A 16979-nucleotide genomic window follows, 5' to 3' on the forward strand; every position below is an offset into this window, starting at 1 on the left:
CTCCAGCCCGCACCATGTCAGGACCGGATCCTAGGGATGCAGCCCGGGGGGCCCGCAAGGACCCGGTGAATCGGTTCTGCCTACATTGCCATCAGGGTTGCGGGCTGACACGGACGACATGAACGAGACCTCAGGCGATCCGTCGGCCCGCTCCTACCCGGTCCCCGCCGATGAGGCCCTGCGCCTGAGGGAACTGCAACGTCATCAACTGCTCGATCATGCCGGTGATCACCATTTCGATCGGATCGCCAAACTGGCGAGCGCCATCTTCGACATGCCCATCGCCCTGATCTCCCTGGTGGATCACGACCGGCAGTGGTTCCTCTCGAGGAAGGGTCTGGAGGTGACCGAGACCCCGCGGGAGGTGGCCTTCTGCGCCCACACCATCGCCAGTGACGAGGTGATGGTGGTGCCCGATGCCTTGCAGGACGGACGCTTCAGCAGCAACCCCCTTGTGCTCTCCCCACCAGGAATCCGCTTTTACGCCGGGGCTCCCCTGCGCACCAAGGACGGTCACAACCTGGGCACGCTGTGCGTGATCGATCAGAAACCCAGGGAGTTCAGCCCGGAGCAGAAGCAGCAGTTGCGCATGCTGGCCGACCTGGTGATGCGCGAAATCGAATGGCGCCACGACTCGAGCCTCTGTCCCGTGACGGGGCTCTCCAACCGCGGCGCACTGTTCAGTGTTGGGCAACGGGAGATGGATCAGGCCCGCAAGGCCGATGAACCCATGGCCCTGATCTGTCTCGACATCGATAACTTCCGTCAGATCAACAACCGCTGGGGACATCCCGCCGGCGACCAGGTGCTGCTCGATTTCAGTCGTCTCTGCAAGGGGTTTCTGCGTGAACAGGATTTCATCGCCCGCCTCGGTGATGAGGAGTTCGTGATCCTGCTGATCGGCCAGGGAGGCGAGGAGGCCCTGCAGATGGCCGAGCAGATCCGCAACGCCACCAGCCGCATGACTGGCGTGTTCTCCGACTCCGGCTATCACCTGAGCATCAGCGGCGGAGTGTCGGCGCTCTCCCACGACGACACCTGCTTCGGCGACCTGATGCAACGGGCTGAAAGGGCCCTGGAGCTGGCCAAGACCAATGGCCGCAACCAGGTTGCCTCCATGCTCAGACCATGACGGCATGCGACGGCGCCAGCGACTGACCGCCTTGTGGAGCTAGATTGATTGGGTCAGGCTGAAGCCGGCGGGCCGCGCAGCTCGCACAGAGCCTGATCCAGCACCGTGTCAGCCCCTTCGCTTCCCGGGGCGGCCATCAGGTTCCCAGCGCCATCCGCCACAACGGTCCCCCAGGATCTGCGGGTGCAGCCCGGTGCAGAAACCATATCCAGATCACACCTGTTTTCCCATGACCATCACCTTTTCCCCGGCGGGTCTCCCGTCCACTGACCGGCCCACCAGGAGTGCCGCAGGCCAGCGAGGCGGCCACAAGACCCCAGGCTCCCAGCACCAGGCCCCCCCGAGCTGGGAGGACCTGCTCGGCCGCCGCTGATCCCACACGGCAGGATCCGGCCCAGGGCTGGCATCATCCCTGGAAGCGCGGAAACCTAAGCCCGCGCAACCACAGGCATGCTGTTTGAGATCCACCACTCCATCCGGTTCCGCTATGAGCGGCCGGTGTTCCTCGAGCCGATGACCGTGCGGCTCAGTCCCCGCCAGGATGTGACCCAGCGGCTGATCTCCCATGACCTGACCGTGTCGGAGGCTCCGGCGGGTCACAGCCTGATCATCGAACCCGATGGCACCGACGCCAGAGTGCTCTGGTTCAGCGACAAGCGTGAGCACCTGCACCTTCAGGTGCACTCCGTGGTGGAGACCCTGCGCTGCAATCCCTTCGACTGGATCCTCACCCACCCCCAGGCGCAGCGGCTGCCGGCGGCTTACCCCGCCGCCGAAGCGGTCTCCCTGGCTCCCAGCCGCTCCGAGCCGGCAAGCGGCGATCCCGGTTCCAGCCCCGTGGGCACCTGGGCGGCGGCGATAGCCGCCCAGGTGCAGCATTCCACCCCTGACTTTCTGACGCGACTGGCCGATGACATTCATCATGGCTTCCACCACATCGGCCGGCTGGACGGCGAGCCACTCAGCCCGGAGGACACCCTCTCCAGCCGCTGCGGCGCCTGCCGTGACACGGCGATGCTCTACGTGACGGCCTGCCGCAGCCAGGGGCTGGCAGCACGGTTTGTGAGTGGCTACTCCATGCATCACCCGCCTGAGGTGAGCGAGCACGAACTGCATGCCTGGGCCGAGGTTTATCTCCCGGGCGGTGGCTGGCGTGGCTACGACCCAAGCCTGGGGCTGGCGGTGGCCGACGGCCATGTCGCCCTGGCGGCATCGCCCGACCACCTGATGGCAGCACCCACCACGGGCACGTACCGGGGCACCGACGTGGGCTCCGAGCTGAGCTACACCATCGTCCTCAAGGTCTCGGACCCGGAAGAAGGACGCGGCTAGCCAGCGGCATGGTCCCCAGCGGTGGAGGCCGGCGTGGTGTCGATGGCATCGAGCTTGGCGGCCAGCACCACATCCGCCCGGGTCAGGCCATTCACCTTGTGGGTGTAGATGTCAGCCTCGGCACGGCCCCAGCCCAGGGAGAAATCGGCATGGTGACCGGCCGCCTCGCAGACCGCTCCGGCCCGGTTGATCCAGTCGAGCGCCGATTGGAAATCGGCAAACGACCAGCCTTTGTGGAGATGGTGGTGGTCGACCACCTGCCAGCCGTCCAGGCTGGGCAGAAGCTCCTCCAGCTCCCTGGTTGTGAGGGTGGGGGCCCCATCGCGGCAGGGCACGCAGCGCTCGTCGCTCAGTTCCATGGCAGTGCGGATCAGAGCTCCAAGTCTGGCGAAGAAGGCGGAAACGCGCCGAACTAGGTATTTCCCCTCAGCAATCGAGCTGATTTCGGCTAACACTGGTGACGATATCTTTCAACTATCGGCAACTTGAACATCCAATGGTTGTGACAGTCCTACCAGAGACTGGTGAGAAGCTCCTTCTTGACTCCAGCGGCTGGATGGGTCGAGGGCAGCGATCACACAGCCCCCAACGGAGGCTTAGGGTGGTCTGTATCCGTGAGCCGCTGAATGCCGAATCGGTCTCGTGTCACGGATGTTCTGATCAACCCAGCGTCCAGACCAGGATCCGAACGATCCAATTCCACTGAAACAACCGGTTCTGAATGGCCATGACTGAAGCAGCCTCCCTGACGGTCGGCGAGCTTGAGGCGAACTATCACCTCTATTGCAAAGCCATGAAAATGTTGATCATGGAGGAGAGAACCTCGCAGGAAATTCAACGAACCGTGTGCTGGAGTCGACTGGAGACACTGCACAATTGCCTGCCGAGCATGTACAAGGCACCTGATTATCTCTTCACTCTGCTGCGACGTGAGCATCTGCAGAAGAAGGAGGCGAAATAGACTGCTCTCATCGCCAGGCTTGTCAGCCTGACCAGGCTGTTGGAGGCTGATGAGCATGAACCTCAGGCCTGAACGCATGACCATGGGAGCTCCCTGCCTGATCAGTGCCGTGCTGGTGGCGCTGCTGCCGTTCGCGGACCTGGGCCGTGCCCAGGCCCAGGAGGCGGCGCCCCGACAGGGCGATGCTGCGGATACCGCAACTCCGGAAACGCCGGCCAAAACCGTCGTTCCTGAAGCCTCTGATGCTCCGACAGCCAAGGAGAAGGAGTTGCTGGAGAAGATCCGCAAGCTGAAGGCCCCCCGCTGGCGCAGCTTCGGCTCCTGCCAGTACGACTGGACCTCCTGGCGCCTGAGTGGGAAGGGGGTACGCACCACCTCCTACCGCTGCGGTGACCCGCCGGTCACAGGCAACGTGGCGGTCTTCTGCCCGAGCCTGCGCATCAGCCGCCAGGTTGCCGATGCCGAGTGGGAGTCATGGCGGCTGCCGCTGAGCGTGGAGGAATCGGCAACCACAGGCGGCGAAGACCAGATGGTGGCCAATCTCTGCGCCAATGCCCGGCCTGTTCCGAACACCACCACGGAAGCCCCGGCCCAGCCTGGGGCCACCAGAAAACCGAAAGCCAGCCCCACCACAGCCAAGCCTGCTGGCAAGCCTGCACCATGAGCCCTCTCGAGGGCTCAGAGCAGCCTGTCCAGGCCTCTGGGCGGCCGGTTTCAGTCAGCCCAGCGGCCCATGCAATCACTGGCTGGACAACCTGCTGAAACGAACGAACACGCCAAGCACAGGCCAGACGAACGAAACCACTCCATGTCGGCTGGTCAGTCTCGCCAATGCGAACACATGACCAAGCACCGATCGTGCAACAGCAGTACAGAGAGAAGGCTTCGGCCAAGAGATCCAACTCGTTGCAGGCTCGGAACACAACCAGTGGCAACCAGGCACATCCAAAGAGCTGGTACCGCATGGAGATCACGACCGACAAACCTGTCGAGAATCAGCCGGAGACCTCCAGAAGAGCGAACAGGTCGAGGTAGGTCCTCAGCTCGTGCAACCTCACCGACGACAAGAAAGAGTGCTGCCAGGACGAGGTCTGGAATGATGACGGCAGCAGCCACGGCATGGAAGAGGCTGTTCGGTAAAGATCGCTGAACGCTACGCATCACTGAAGACGACTGGGACTACGACGAAACTCCTACGCAACGATCAGGGGATTGTCAGACAGCCTTCCATCTCTGGCCCTGGGGCTGCCGGTAACCATCAACCTGGCAGTTTCATGATTGTCTGCCTGAATGATCCATAGCCCAGGAGCGCCATGAGGATCGAACGGCCTGCAACAGAACAGTGTTCCATTCTGCGCTTTCTCCTTGAACCAGGACAGCTGATTCAGATCATGCTCTGGGTGACTGTCCTTGTAGAGAGAGTCGTTTGACTGCAGAGTCACGACAATGGCATCGGCGATCAATCACACCCTGCGGTGCTGCTTCTTCACTGGTCCCAGGTCGTCGAGGCTTCCTTCCCCTCTCAGGCTCGACATGCCAATCCTGAGAGGGGAAACACATGGCGTTGATCGTTGATTCAAAAGCTGAAGATCCAACAGGCCCCCGATACTGGACGCGATCTCGGCTGGGTGAGCATCTGCACCAACGTCGTCCAGGAATTCCGGTATCGTTGAGACGATTACCTCGTATCCAATCGAGACTTCTGCTCCCCCATGAACGTGATGTCAGCTTGAAGAGCCTGGGACTGGCCATGGGAAGCGGCGGAGCCAGGGGTTGGGCCCATATCGGCATTCTGCGTGCTCTGCAGGAAGAGAAGATCAAAATCGACTACATTTCGGGAGCGAGCATCGGAGCTTTGGTGGGAGCCATCTTCTGCGCCGGGGAACTTGATGATCTGGAAGACTTCGTCAGAGACCTGAGCTGGAAGGACATGCTGACCTACTTTGACATGGTCTTCCCCAGCAGTGGCCTTCTTGATGGCAACAAGGTCTACGACCTGTTGTCGGATCACATGCAAGGACTGTTGATCGAGGAATCCGAGATTCCGTTCTGCTGTGTGGCGACCGATCTCATCAGAGGAAAGGAAGTTCTTCTGAAGTCAGGTTCCATGGTGGACGCGGTGCGAGCCAGCATCTCGGTGCCGGGAATCTTCACGCCCTTCTGTCATGGTGACCTGTATCTCGGCGACGGCGGTATCGTCAATCCGGTTCCGGTCAACGTGGCCAGGGCAATGGGTGCTGAACTCGTGATCGCGGTGAATCTCAATCGCAACGATATCACTGATGGGCTCGAACACTTGTCCGGTGATGAGCTCATCAAAGACGCAGGAAGATCGGATGATCACGGTCAGGGCGAGAACAACCAGCCGAGAAGAACTCCCGGTGAAGTTTCGAAGCGCCGCAAAGAGACATTTTTAAAGAGTCTCAATGATCGGTATGAGAGCTTTCGGGATAGCATGCACGACAAAGTGGACCTGTGGCTCTCCAGCGATGATGCTTGTCCAAACATCTTTGAAGTGATTGGTACCTCGCTGAATGTCATGGAACAGCAGGTCACGCGCAGCCGCCTGCAAACCCATGCTCCTGATCTGCTGATCGAGCCCCAGCTGGCTGAGTTCGCCATTTTTGACTTTCATAAGGCCGACAGAATCATTCACGCGGGCTACACCACGATGAAGCAGCAGATGCCATCCCTGAAGGAGCTGCTCTGATGGCTCGGCCATGGCTCAGCGCACTGCGTTCCGACCTGGATTCCTGGTTCCAGCGCAAGACGTCACAGCTGGTCGAAGAGCCGCTCCAGCCCCTGCCAAGGACTCAACGCTTCTCGCTGCTGCAGCGGATCGCTGCGCTGGATGCCCCACCATCCGTGCAGAGCTACGTGCACAAGGAGCTGACGGAAGCCATCACCGGCTGGCGCAACAATCCTGAGGCGGCCAATGTGATGGTCGTGCTCGGTCGACCGGTGGAGTCGGTGGCACCCGTGCTCGAAGCTGTGACGGCCGCATGGATCGAGCCTTCCATTCCCTGGCATGCCTTGCTGCCCTGCCACCATCGACCTGTGGATCCTGCGGCCGTCTCCCTGAGGCTCACCGACGCACTGGAGAACTCCTTGCCAGCGTCCGATTCCGGGACAATCCTGGTGAGCCTGCCAAATCTCGATGGTAGCGCCCCTCCGAGTGGTGTAACTCAGGAGGTCCTGTGACCCTCTCCGGAGGGTGAACAGGAGCAGTCAGGGGATGACTGCTTGGAAGCTGATTGCGCAGCTCCATTGATCCATTATGAACCCTGATCGCTGAATTGGCAACTCAGCGATCGATGTGTTCTGTGTAGATCGAGGTAGAAGCTGGTGCGCTTCAGCTGATGGTTGCAGCCGGCTGGGCGTTCGGATCTGCATCGGTGAGCTCCAAGGGCTCTTCTGGCTCTGGGATCTTGGCCATGGTGGCCTCAGAGAAGAAGCGGCGACGCTCCAGCTGCCATTCCTCCTGCTGCTCCAGCAGCTGGCTGCCCACCAGGCGCACGATCGCTGGATCATTGGGGAAGATGCCGACCACGTTGGTGCGGCGTTTGATCTCCTTGTTGAGGCGCTCGAGCGGGTTGGTGCTCCAGACCTTGCGCCAGTGCTCCTGGGGGAAGTGCAGGAAGGCCAGCACGTCGTCCCGGGCGGCTTCCATCACGGGCACGGCGCCGGGGAACTGCTTGCGCAGCATCTCGGTGACCCGCTGCCAGTGGGCGCGCACCTGATCTGGAGCCTGGATCACGAACACCGCTTTCATGGCAGCGGCCACCATGTCCTGGCCGGCCTTGGGCACATGGCTCAGCAGGTTGCGCAGGAAGTGCACCCGGCACCTCTGCCAGCTACTGCCCTGGAACATCCGCTTGATCGCTGCCGTCAGGCCCAGGTGGGCATCCGAGATCACCAGGCGGGTGCCGTCGAGGCCACGCTCCTTGAGTGAGCCCAGGAACTGACGCCAGAAGCCCTCCGCCTCGCTGTCGCCCACGGCAATGCCGAGAACTTCGCGGTAGCCGAGGGCATTGATGCCGATCGCCACCACCACCGCCCGCGACACCACCTGCATATTTCGGCCCAGGCGGCCGTGGAGGTAGGTGGCGTCGAGGTAGACGTAGGGAAAGCGGGCATGGTCAAGCGGCCGGCCCAGAAAGGCTTTCACCTGCTCATCGAGCCCCTGGCAGATGCGGCTCACCTCCGATTTGGAGATGCCGCTGGCCCCGCCCAGCGCCTCCACCAGGGCGTCGACCTTGCGGGTGGAGATCCCGCCGGTGTAGGCCTCCATCACCACGGCGTAGAGCGCCTTGTCCACCCGGCGGCGTGGCTCCAGCCAGCTGGTGTCAGGCGACAGCGAAAACTGGTCCGGAGGCGACACGAAAACTGGTCCACCCCGTGGAGCGAGCCAGGCAGGACGACAAGGGCAGCGCAGGGGCGCCATCTCTGGAGCCGATGGTTCTGGAGACAGCTGTGCAGACCCCTCAGGACGTGGAGGCGATGCGACGGCTATCGGCAGCAGGTTGGGGCCGGAGGCGGATTGCTAAAGAACTGGGCTGTTCACCGGAGACGGTGCGCAAGTACCTGCGGCAGGGTGGCTGGCAGCCCTACGGGAAGCCCTGCCGCAACACGGTTCTCGATGGCCAACGGGAGTGGCTGCGGCAGCGGTTTATGGCCCACCGCGGCAATGCCGATGTGGTGCGGCAGGAGCTGGCCAGTGAGAAGGGAATCGAGGTGAGCCTGCGGACAGTGGAGCGTGCCGTGGAGCCGTGGCGGCGGGAGCTGCGCAACGCGGCCCTGGCGACGGTGCGGTTTGAGACCCCGCCGGGCCGGCAACTGCAGGCAGACTTTGGCCAGTGCCTGGTGAGCATTGGCGGCGAGCGGGTGCGGGTGCACCTGGCGGTGCTCACCCTGGGGTACTCGCGCCGGCTGCTGGTGCGGGCATTCCGCAGCGAGAAGCAGGACCACTGGCTCCAGGCCCTGGAGGAGGGTTTCCGCCACTGGGGCGGGGTACCGCAGGAGGTGCTGGTGGATAACGCCCGTGCGCTGGTGAGCCAGCACGATCCCGAGCGCAACATCCTGGTTTTTGCCGAGCGGCTGGAGGAGTTCGCCCGTTACTGGGGGTTCAAGCCCCGTGCCTGTCGGCCGTACCGGGCCAGAACCAAAGGCAAGGACGAGCGTGGGGTGGCGTACGTCAAGAGGAACGCCATCGCTGGGCGGGAGTTCAGCAGCTGGGCGGAGTTTGAGGCCCATCTGGTGCGCTGGACCCGCGAGGTGGCCGACCTGCGGGTGCACGGCACCACCGGCGAGGCGCCGCTGGACCGGTTTGTGCGGGCAGAAGCCCAGGCGTTGCAGCCGCTGGAGGCCAAGCCGTCGTTCCTGGCGGAGCGGGAGCTGGTGCGGATCGTGCACAGCGACTGCTGCGTGGAGGTGGAGGCGAACTGGTACTCGGCGCCGCAGGCGCTGATCCGTCAGCGGGTGAGCGTGCTGGTGCGCGATCAACAGGTACTGATCCGCCACGGCGGCCGGATCGTCGCTGAGCACAGGCGCCAGCGGCCCGGTAGCCGCAGCCGCCAGGTGATCGACGGCCATTGGGAGGGCCTGCTGCCGCAACGGCAGCAGCGCGAGGCGGAGCGATCGCTGCGGGATGGCAACGCAAGACGTGATCAGGAGCAGCGCCCGGTCCGCAGCTCTGAACTGGCCCGGCCTCTGGCGGTTTATGCCGAGCTGATCGGGGAGGTGGCGGCATGAGTCCCACCAACCCACGCAACCGATCCACAGCGGCGATACCACCGGTACCGACCGAGGAGCTGGAGGCAATGCTCACCCGCCTACGGCTCCCAGCAATCCGCGACCGCCTCGATGCGCTGCTGGAGGAAGCGGCAAGGCGGGAGATGAACCTGCGCGAGGCCCTGGCCTGGCTGTGCGCGGCCGAGGTGGCACGCAAAGACCAGCTGCGGATGGAGATGGCGCTGCGGCTGGCGCGCTTCCCCTATGTGCGCACGCTGGAAGCGTTCGATTTCGAGGCCCAGCCGTCGATCGACCCGGCCCAGATCCGTGAGTTGGCCACCTGCCGCTGGGTGGCCAACGGCGACACCCTGCTGCTGCTCGGGCCGCCGGGTGTGGGCAAGACCCACCTGGCGGTGGCGCTGGGCCGGGAGGCGGTGCGTCTCGGTCACAGCGTCCAGTACGTCGGTGCCATGGAGCTGATCAGCGCCCTGGCCAAGGCCCAGGCGCAGCACGCCCTGGAGGGCCGGCTGACGCAGTACGCCAAAACCCGGCTGCTGATCATCGATGAGCTGGGCTACCTGCCGCTGGAGCCGAACGCTGCGTACCTGTTCTTCCAGCTGATCTCCCGCTGCTACCAGCGCGGCAGCGTGCTGATCACCTCCAACCGCCCCGTCATGGAATGGGGCGAGGTGTTTGGCGATCAGGTGGTCGCCACAGCGATCCTCGACCGGCTGCTGCACCACAGCCACGTGCTGACGATCCGGGGCGACAGCTACCGGCTCAGGGAGAAGCGGCGCAGCGGCCTGATCCGCCCGCAGGCGGGCGGTTCCTCCTCACCGGACAGCGCTGGCCTACGGCCACCACCGCCCGGTGAGAAGGCCTAAGGGGAACCCGGATCAAGCGGCACAGATGCCGCAGCCAACAACAACGACACGACACCCACCGATGAAACACCGATCCAAGGGCAGCCGTAAGGCCCCCATCAGCAAGCCATCAGGTGGACCAGTTTTCGTGTCGCCGGAGGACCAAAAGCGGATGTCGCTTGACAGCTGGGAAAGAAGCTGCCCTGCCGCAACCTGGGAATGGCCAGGCTGAGGTCGCCCACCTGGGTGGTGAGCAGCCGCTCCCGGTAGCCGTTGCGATGGGTGGAGCGCTGATCGGGGCAGCGCTCATGGAGTTGAGCGCCCGTGAGGGCAGAAACCTCGGCTTCCAGCAGGTCCTGGAAACCCCGGCGCACGATCTCTGGGATCAGGGCGCCAGCGGTGGTGCCCTCCATGAGCTGGCTCAGCTCGGAGGCGCCACTATGGGTGAGGGTCATGGTCTGTGTTCGGTTTGGTGGTAGTTCTCCGAACAGGGTCACAGACCGGCCCACCCATTGCCACAGCTGAAATCTGAGGGAGGTGAGCCGTCAGCCCCGGCTACGCCGGGGCTGATCCTCCTGAGTTACACCACTTGCTGGGACGCCGCTATCTCGATCAGTGTTTTCTGCGTTGCATCGATGGCTGGAGCGGTTTCACCCTCCTGCGTCAACTGATCCTGGAACGTCGGGACTGCTTCTGGCTGATGGGTTGCAACAGCTGGGCCTGGCAATTCCTTGACCATGTCAGCCAGATCAGCTCCTATGTCCCGACCGTCAGAACCTTGCCACCCCTCAGTGGGGCCGAGCTCAGGGACTGGCTTGCTCCTGTGGCCACGACTTTGGAGATCATCAAGCCCAATGAGTCCGCTCCAGTCCCTGCAGCAACCTGGGCCTCCGAGGCGGAAGGCGATGAGGTGGACCTTTGGAGCCAGCTGGCGGAGCTCTCGTCCGGCAGTCATCGGATCGCCTCCGAGATCTGGGTGGAAAGTCTGCGGGTGCACCCTGATGGCGAAGGCAAGCAGCTGCATCCGACCAGGTATGCCTTACCCGATTTCCCCAGCCTGATGGATGAGGACCGCTACATCCTGCACAGTCTCTTGATTCACGGAAGGATCAGGAGGGAGCATCTGGCCTTCGGATTGAGTTTGCCCTGCCACCGGCTTCAGCCCCGCATCCAATGGCTCCTCGGGGAGGAACTGATCCGTGAATCAGCTGAAGAACTGTCGGTGAGACCTTGGCATTACCCCAGTCTCGTGAAGGAGATGGCCAACAGCAATCTCTTCACAGGAGAGCTCTGAGTGATGACTCCGATCCAACATTTCCTCATCCACTGCCATCCGTTGCTGCTGGTGAGCGAAGCACTTCTGCCAGCCCGGAGTCGGAGTGAATCCAGCGCGCAGAGGATTCTTGCTGATGTCACGCTGAACAAGACCGTTGGTGCCATCGCCACAGTCCTGCTGGCGTACGGCGGGATTGTCCTGATTGAGAAACTGACCGGTTGGTTGTCCGAAAAGGTGGCACGCCGCTATCGGCTCCTGATCAAGCAATCTTTGCCGTTCCTGAAGGGGCTGATCCTGATCGTGACGGTGTCCCACCTTCTCGATCAATTTCTGAATCTCAACCAGAACAATCTTCTTGCCCTGACAGGGACTCTGGCTGTGGCACTGGGCTTCGCCTTCAAGGATTACGTGAGTTCGGTGATAGCTGGAGTTGTTTCCCTTTTCGAAGCGTCCTACCGAGTCGGCGACCGAGTCAGGATTGGCGAGCACTATGGCGAAGTTGTTGGTTACGGATTGCGGAGCCTTCAGCTTCTGACTCCTGATGATAATACGATCACGATTCCGCACAACCTTCTTTGGACTGATCCAATCTCCAATGCCAACAGTGGACATCTTGAAGCGCAGGTATCCACCGATGTCTATTTCGACCACTCGGTTGATATGGACCTGGTTGTCGACATTCTCTATCAGGCGGCCTACAGCAGTCAGTACACCCAGTTACGTTCTCCTGTTGTTGTAGTGATTACAGAACACCCCTGGGGTACACAGTTCAAGTTGAGGTCGTATCCCATTGATGCTCGTGATGAGTTCATCTACCGGACCGATCTGTTGAGGCGTGCAAAACGCGCTTTCGCCCATCACGACCTTGCCTATCCAAATCCCCAGCAAGTCCTGCTTCGGGCTTCAGAACCGTTGGAGAGGCTGACATGATGGCCGTGGCTCAGCCTGAGGTTGTCTGACGATTGAACAGGCACGTCTTGCAACGCGGCTTCGGGTGCGCTTGATGTCTGGACGGACCAGTCTGCTCCTTGGAAGGCTTCCATTCAATCTGTAGCAGCCAGTTCTGAGTTCATGTCGTAAGTCCAGAGAAGATCGAGGCGGCAGGATGTCCTGAATACCCTTCACTGACTGCACGATCAGCCCATCGCTGACCGTCTCTCCAGACATGTCGTTGCCATCCCCCGAGGGAACTGGAGTTCAGTGGAGTCCCTGCCTCAGGCTCAATCGTCTCAGGAATGCTGCAGATTCACGACCGATCCATCATCCTCCTGTGGATGCGGATCAGGACGTCAGCAGTATTTATCGTGGGTCAGCCAGCTGTGTGCTGTCTATAGCGTTGCGTCAGTCAATCATTAGACGCGATCAGCTGGCATCCTCGCTGGTTGAGGCATGTTGAAGTGTGCACCCATCGACCAGACTTCACTTGAAGCTGAAATCAGCCATTGGCTGACACCCGCACCACGATGGGCGCATGCAGCTGTACAGGTGGAGACGCGCTGAGTTTTATCATAAGGATCCAGTGGCTTCGCCAAGCCTCGACAATTCATACGACTTGTTACTTTAAATATCATGGCCTTGACGATTCCCTTAAAGCTGATGCGCATAGGAAGTCTTCTCCTGACAGCAGTGCTGCCTCTGGCAGCAGGCGTTGCTGATGCGGCCCCGAATGGCACCTGGCTGTCACAGCCGCAGATCTGGTACTACAGCTCTACTCAGGCGCTGACAGACCTCATGGCTCAGATCCGTTATGAGAACTACAAGATTGTATTCTTAGATTATAGAAAGGTGTCTGATGAAATGCAACAGGAGGTTGCCTATGAAGCGCGCAGGCAAGGGCTGTTCCCAGTGGTCTGGGTGCAGTCTCCACAGTATCGCTCAATGAGCATACGGGATCTGGTTCATGCAGCCCGTCACGGAGATGGCATCCAGGTGGATGATCATTTCTTTGCAAATTACAGCTTGACTGACTTTTACATGTTAAGACGACTGTACAATAAGCCTATATTCTGCAGCATTCAACCATTTCAGGTCGGCCGTGTTCCCGCGAATGGCTGTAATCAGCTTGATGTTCAATGTTATACACCACAAACGTTCCAAAGGTGCCTCAAGCTGGCAGATCAGCTGGGAGCCGTTGTCAGTCTTTCAACAATCAATACACTGGGTTTTCAGAAGTCTCTGGGAGGACGACGCTTTAATACTTTTCTCTGGCATGGCGAGTGATGTTGACCTGACACCCATCAGATCAGTGCCCCAGCCTCCATGGGAGCCGACGTTGCTCTATCGCTCTTCATGACTGGCGGACTTCAGGAAAACAATTTCTTGGTCGTGCCGAATGCAGTCGGCGTGAATGGATCATCATGATTCATTTCTCTTCTGCCAATACGATAATCTGAGCACAAAGACAATGGACTCATTCGTCACGAATTCATTCCTGAACAGGCTGACCTGCACGACGTCAAGCTGAGCTCATGCGACTGCAGAATGGATTACTCACAAGATGACCCTGGCCGAATGGATGCTGTCCTAGCCCGTTACCTGACCACAACTCATCAAATCGTTGAGGACTGAACTCAAGTCGAGTAAGGCCATCCAATTCAAGATGACGATCATGAAAGCACAAAGGGTTCGTTCAGGCTCTCAAGTGCAAGGATGCCTTCGTAGCGCTGGAGCAGGTTGCCGAGATGCTCACTGTCAAACTCGAACTGCATTTCTGAACGTAAGCGTTCAAACTGCAGAGCAATGTAGCGCCAACGCTTCTGTGCCAGAAGACCAGGGCCCACAGGCGGCAGAACCTTCCCCCATTCCATGGCAGCCCACTCGCGGTAGAGCTGGTCGATGTCCACCTGTCGGTCTGAGAACTCAGGATGATTCAGAGCCATCGCCAGGGAATTCTGTCCAAGGCTGATGGTCAGACACACCCTGCCGCGGTTGGACAGCTCCAGCATCTCAGGAAAATGCAGAAACGTACCTGCGATGTAGTCCTCCATGGTGAGCCTGATCAGCTCCCGGATGAATGCCTGTGCGGAAGGCTCAGCGCTTCGATACATCGCCAGGCCGATATCGAATGAGGTGGTGTAGTGCCTGGCTTCATCATGCAGGTGCCCCTGATTGATCTGATAGGCCAGAGGTTCATAATCAACGTCCTCGGGTGATTCCAGCAAGTAGGACTCGACCTGCTTCAGATCAACATTGGAAATGTATCGAAGGTAGCGCCCCTCCGAGTGGTGTAACTCAGGAGGTCCTGTGACCCTCTCCGGAGGGTGAACAGGAGCAGTCAGGGGATGACTGCTTGGAAGCTGATTGCGCAGCTCCATTGATCCATTATGAACCCTGATCGCTGAATTGGCAACTCAGCGATCGATGTGTTCTGTGTAGATCGAGGTAGAAGCTGGTGCGCTTCAGCTGATGGTTGCAGCCGGCTGGGCGTTCGGATCTGCATCGGTGAGCTCCAAGGGCTCTTCTGGCTCTGGGATCTTGGCCATGGTGGCCTCAGAGAAGAAGCGGCGACGCTCCAGCTGCCATTCCTCCTGCTGCTCCAGCAGCTGGCTGCCCACCAGGCGCACGATCGCTGGATCATTGGGGAAGATGCCGACCACGTTGGTGCGGCGTTTGATCTCCTTGTTGAGGCGCTCGAGCGGGTTGGTGCTCCAGACCTTGCGCCAGTGCTCCTGGGGGAAGTGCAGGAAGGCCAGCACGTCGTCCCGGGCGGCTTCCATCACGGGCACGGCGCCGGGGAACTGCTTGCGCAGCATCTCGGTGACCCGCTGCCAGTGGGCGCGCACCTGATCTGGAGCCTGGATCACGAACACCGCTTTCATGGCAGCGGCCACCATGTCCTGGCCGGCCTTGGGCACATGGCTCAGCAGGTTGCGCAGGAAGTGCACCCGGCACCTCTGCCAGCTACTGCCCTGGAACATCCGCTTGATCGCTGCCGTCAGGCCCAGGTGGGCATCCGAGATCACCAGGCGGGTGCCGTCGAGGCCACGCTCCTTGAGTGAGCCCAGGAACTGACGCCAGAAGCCCTCCGCCTCGCTGTCGCCCACGGCAATGCCGAGAACTTCGCGGTAGCCGAGGGCATTGATGCCGATCGCCACCACCACCGCCCGCGACACCACCTGCATATTTCGGCCCAGGCGGCCGTGGAGGTAGGTGGCGTCGAGGTAGACGTAGGGAAAGCGGGCATGGTCAAGCGGCCGGCCCAGAAAGGCTTTCACCTGCTCATCGAGCCCCTGGCAGATGCGGCTCACCTCCGATTTGGAGATGCCGCTGGCCCCGCCCAGCGCCTCCACCAGGGCGTCGACCTTGCGGGTGGAGATCCCGCCGGTGTAGGCCTCCATCACCACGGCGTAGAGCGCCTTGTCCACCCGGCGGCGTGGCTCCAGCCAGCTGGGAAAGAAGCTGCCCTGCCGCAACCTGGGAATGGCCAGGCTGAGGTCGCCCACCTGGGTGGTGAGCAGCCGCTCCCGGTAGCCGTTGCGATGGGTGGAGCGCTGATCGGGGCAGCGCTCATGGAGTTGAGCGCCCGTGAGGGCAGAAACCTCGGCTTCCAGCAGGTCCTGGAAACCCCGGCGCACGATCTCTGGGATCAGGGCGCCAGCGGTGGTGCCCTCCATGAGCTGGCTCAGCTCGGAGGCGCCACTATGGGTGAGGGTCATGGTCTGTGTTCGGTTTGGTGGTAGTTCTCCGAACAGGGTCACAGACCGGCCCACCCATTGCCACAGCTGAAATCTGAGGGAGGTGAGCCGTCAGCCCCGGCTACGCCGGGGCTGATCCTCCTGAGTTACACCACTTGCTGGGACGCCGCTGTATCGAACCAACAACCACAGCCCTCCAAGGCCAAGGTCCTGAACCTGCTGCGCTGACAGGAAGCTGGATGCTTCTCCGATCAGAAAATTCAGCACCCGAAAGCGCCAGGCGCGTCCTTTGGCCTTCATCTCCGCCAGAAGCCGTGTCAGCCCATCTTTTTCCCGGAGAAGTGAGAGCACATGCTGATAGTCGCCAGGAAGGCGAGCGCTGTCATTGATTGCCTCCCAATCGTCAAGATCAAAGAAGGCAGCTTCCCCCCTGAAGAAGCCCGGGCACTCGAAAGTGTCCTTCGCTCCAGTTTCACGGCAGATCATGCTGTGAATCGTTCTGAACGTCCAGATATGATCCATCTCCTCACTTGTCTCCTGGTGGAGAATCATGTAGTCATCGGAGAAGGGCAGGAAATACTTCTGCGCCGCCGTCATGTTGGAAATGAGTGTCTGACATTCGCTGTTGGCGACCAGTTTGTAAAAGTTGGCGAAGAGGCAAGCTGAAAGTATCGCCAATTGTCGCCTGCTCAACGATTGAAGATAGCTGCAGCGGCGCAGGGGCAGCGGCATCATGTCGGGGTGGGCATAGAGCCTGTCTCCCTTGATCCCCTGATGGTTCAAAGCGATACCAAGATGCTTCAGTTCCAGCGGTTGAGAATGAGCAGCCTGAAAGAGTCGATTCTGGACAGAGGCAAGCTTTCGATCAAGTACGATATAAGGATTCGGCGTCGGCTTCACTGTCGGCGAAAGAGTCATGTCTGGAAAACCTCTGTCTTCCATCATGTTAGAGGGTCAAGTGCGATTCCACATCCAGCTTCGTATGCAACATTGCGAAATCATGGATGTTATGTGGCCGTAGAACTCAAGGGTGAGATCAGCCAGCCATTTG

At 60.8% G+C, this 16979-nt stretch carries 18 protein-coding genes and 1 pseudogene; 12 read left to right on the forward strand and 7 right to left on the reverse strand.

The window, feature by feature from the left end; all coding sequences use genetic code 11:
* The first annotated feature begins 118 nt into the window (after positions 1 to 118).
* From I1E95_RS15570 to I1E95_RS15575, 3 genes are all read left to right on the forward strand, one after another.
* Complete coding sequence (locus tag I1E95_RS15570; RefSeq protein ID WP_197163819.1) at positions 119 to 1132, forward strand: sensor domain-containing diguanylate cyclase; 1014 nt, start codon at positions 119 to 121, stop codon at positions 1130 to 1132.
* Positions 1133 to 1361: 229 nt separating this feature from the next.
* Positions 1362 to 1505, forward strand: coding sequence for a hypothetical protein (locus I1E95_RS17015; RefSeq protein WP_231594693.1), 144 nt, complete (start codon positions 1362 to 1364; stop codon positions 1503 to 1505).
* 77 nt (positions 1506 to 1582) lie between these two features.
* Positions 1583 to 2464 carry a transglutaminase family protein gene (locus I1E95_RS15575; protein WP_197163821.1) on the forward strand — a complete coding sequence of 294 codons (882 nt, stop codon included), beginning with the start codon at positions 1583 to 1585 and terminating at the stop codon, positions 2462 to 2464.
* Here the strand turns inward: I1E95_RS15575 and I1E95_RS15580 are convergent.
* The gene (locus I1E95_RS15580; protein WP_197163823.1) at positions 2461 to 2823 is read right to left on the reverse strand and encodes a 4a-hydroxytetrahydrobiopterin dehydratase; all 363 of its coding nucleotides are present in this window, start codon (positions 2821 to 2823) and stop codon (positions 2461 to 2463) included. The genes I1E95_RS15575 and I1E95_RS15580 overlap by 4 nt on opposite strands.
* Positions 2824 to 3185: 362 nt before the next feature.
* Here I1E95_RS15580 and I1E95_RS15585 point away from each other — a divergent pair, with 362 nt between their 5' ends.
* The 4 genes from I1E95_RS15585 to I1E95_RS15600 all read left to right on the forward strand — a co-directional run bounded on the left by I1E95_RS15585 (position 3186) and on the right by I1E95_RS15600 (position 6626).
* The gene (locus I1E95_RS15585) at positions 3186 to 3425 is read left to right on the forward strand and encodes a DUF3136 domain-containing protein (RefSeq protein ID WP_197163825.1); all 240 of its coding nucleotides are present in this window, start codon (positions 3186 to 3188) and stop codon (positions 3423 to 3425) included.
* Positions 3426 to 3501: 76 nt separating this feature from the next.
* Positions 3502 to 4089, forward strand: a complete 588-nt coding sequence (locus tag I1E95_RS15590) for a hypothetical protein (protein WP_197163827.1) — start codon at positions 3502 to 3504, stop codon at positions 4087 to 4089.
* Between the two features lie 894 nt (positions 4090 to 4983).
* The gene (locus I1E95_RS15595; RefSeq protein WP_231594694.1) at positions 4984 to 6135 is read left to right on the forward strand and encodes a patatin family protein; all 1152 of its coding nucleotides are present in this window, start codon (positions 4984 to 4986) and stop codon (positions 6133 to 6135) included.
* Positions 6135 to 6626 (forward strand): hypothetical protein, encoded by a 492-nt coding sequence (locus I1E95_RS15600; protein ID WP_197163829.1) that lies wholly within the window; start codon positions 6135 to 6137, stop codon positions 6624 to 6626. Before I1E95_RS15595 ends, I1E95_RS15600 begins: the two co-directional genes overlap by 1 nt.
* A gap of 151 nt (positions 6627 to 6777) precedes the next feature.
* Here the strand turns inward: I1E95_RS15600 and I1E95_RS15605 are convergent.
* Positions 6778 to 7761, reverse strand: a pseudogene (locus I1E95_RS15605) (IS256 family transposase); the annotation flags it as partial.
* Between the two features lie 62 nt (positions 7762 to 7823).
* Here I1E95_RS15605 and istA point away from each other — a divergent pair.
* Positions 7824 to 9176 carry an IS21 family transposase gene (gene istA / locus I1E95_RS15610; RefSeq protein WP_197163515.1) on the forward strand — a complete coding sequence of 451 codons (1353 nt, stop codon included), beginning with the start codon at positions 7824 to 7826 and terminating at the stop codon, positions 9174 to 9176.
* A complete protein-coding gene (gene istB / locus I1E95_RS15615) occupies positions 9173 to 10039 on the forward strand; it encodes an IS21-like element helper ATPase IstB (protein WP_197163513.1) in 867 nt (288 codons plus the stop codon). The genes istA and istB overlap by 4 nt, the downstream gene beginning before the upstream one ends.
* A gap of 98 nt (positions 10040 to 10137) precedes the next feature.
* On the opposite strand, the gene I1E95_RS15620 is transcribed toward istB, so the two are convergent.
* Both I1E95_RS15620 and I1E95_RS15625 read right to left on the reverse strand, forming a co-directional pair.
* Positions 10138 to 10473, reverse strand: coding sequence for a transposase (locus I1E95_RS15620; RefSeq protein WP_197163831.1), 336 nt, complete (start codon positions 10471 to 10473; stop codon positions 10138 to 10140).
* A gap of 125 nt (positions 10474 to 10598) precedes the next feature.
* Complete coding sequence (locus tag I1E95_RS15625) at positions 10599 to 10757, reverse strand: hypothetical protein (protein ID WP_197163833.1); 159 nt, start codon at positions 10755 to 10757, stop codon at positions 10599 to 10601.
* Positions 10758 to 10994: 237 nt separating this feature from the next.
* Between I1E95_RS15625 and I1E95_RS15630 the strand changes: the two genes are divergently transcribed.
* The 3 genes from I1E95_RS15630 (at position 10995) to I1E95_RS15640 (ending at position 13514) form a co-directional block, all read left to right on the forward strand.
* Positions 10995 to 11312 (forward strand): hypothetical protein, encoded by a 318-nt coding sequence (locus I1E95_RS15630; RefSeq protein WP_197163835.1) that lies wholly within the window; start codon positions 10995 to 10997, stop codon positions 11310 to 11312.
* Positions 11313 to 11315: 3 nt separating this feature from the next.
* Positions 11316 to 12224: a mechanosensitive ion channel family protein gene (locus I1E95_RS15635; protein WP_197163837.1), complete on the forward strand. Its 909-nt coding sequence runs from the start codon at positions 11316 to 11318 to the stop codon at positions 12222 to 12224.
* 639 nt (positions 12225 to 12863) lie between these two features.
* Positions 12864 to 13514, forward strand: a complete 651-nt coding sequence (locus I1E95_RS15640; protein WP_231594695.1) for a hypothetical protein — start codon at positions 12864 to 12866, stop codon at positions 13512 to 13514.
* 386 nt (positions 13515 to 13900) lie between these two features.
* Here I1E95_RS15640 and I1E95_RS15645 read toward each other — a convergent pair whose 3' ends face one another.
* The 3 genes from I1E95_RS15645 to I1E95_RS15655 all read right to left on the reverse strand — a co-directional run bounded on the left by I1E95_RS15645 (position 13901) and on the right by I1E95_RS15655 (position 16846).
* Positions 13901 to 14455, reverse strand: coding sequence for a hypothetical protein (locus I1E95_RS15645; protein WP_197163839.1), 555 nt, complete (start codon positions 14453 to 14455; stop codon positions 13901 to 13903).
* Between the two features lie 237 nt (positions 14456 to 14692).
* Entirely contained in the window at positions 14693 to 15949 is a 1257-nt protein-coding gene (locus tag I1E95_RS15650; RefSeq protein WP_197161565.1) for an IS256 family transposase, read from the reverse strand.
* A gap of 90 nt (positions 15950 to 16039) precedes the next feature.
* Complete coding sequence (locus I1E95_RS15655) at positions 16040 to 16846, reverse strand: hypothetical protein (RefSeq protein ID WP_197163840.1); 807 nt, start codon at positions 16844 to 16846, stop codon at positions 16040 to 16042.
* Positions 16847 to 16979 lie beyond the last annotated feature (133 nt).

Source organism: Synechococcus sp. CBW1107 (assembly GCF_015841355.1).
GTDB lineage: Bacteria > Cyanobacteriota > Cyanobacteriia > PCC-6307 > Cyanobiaceae > Regnicoccus_A.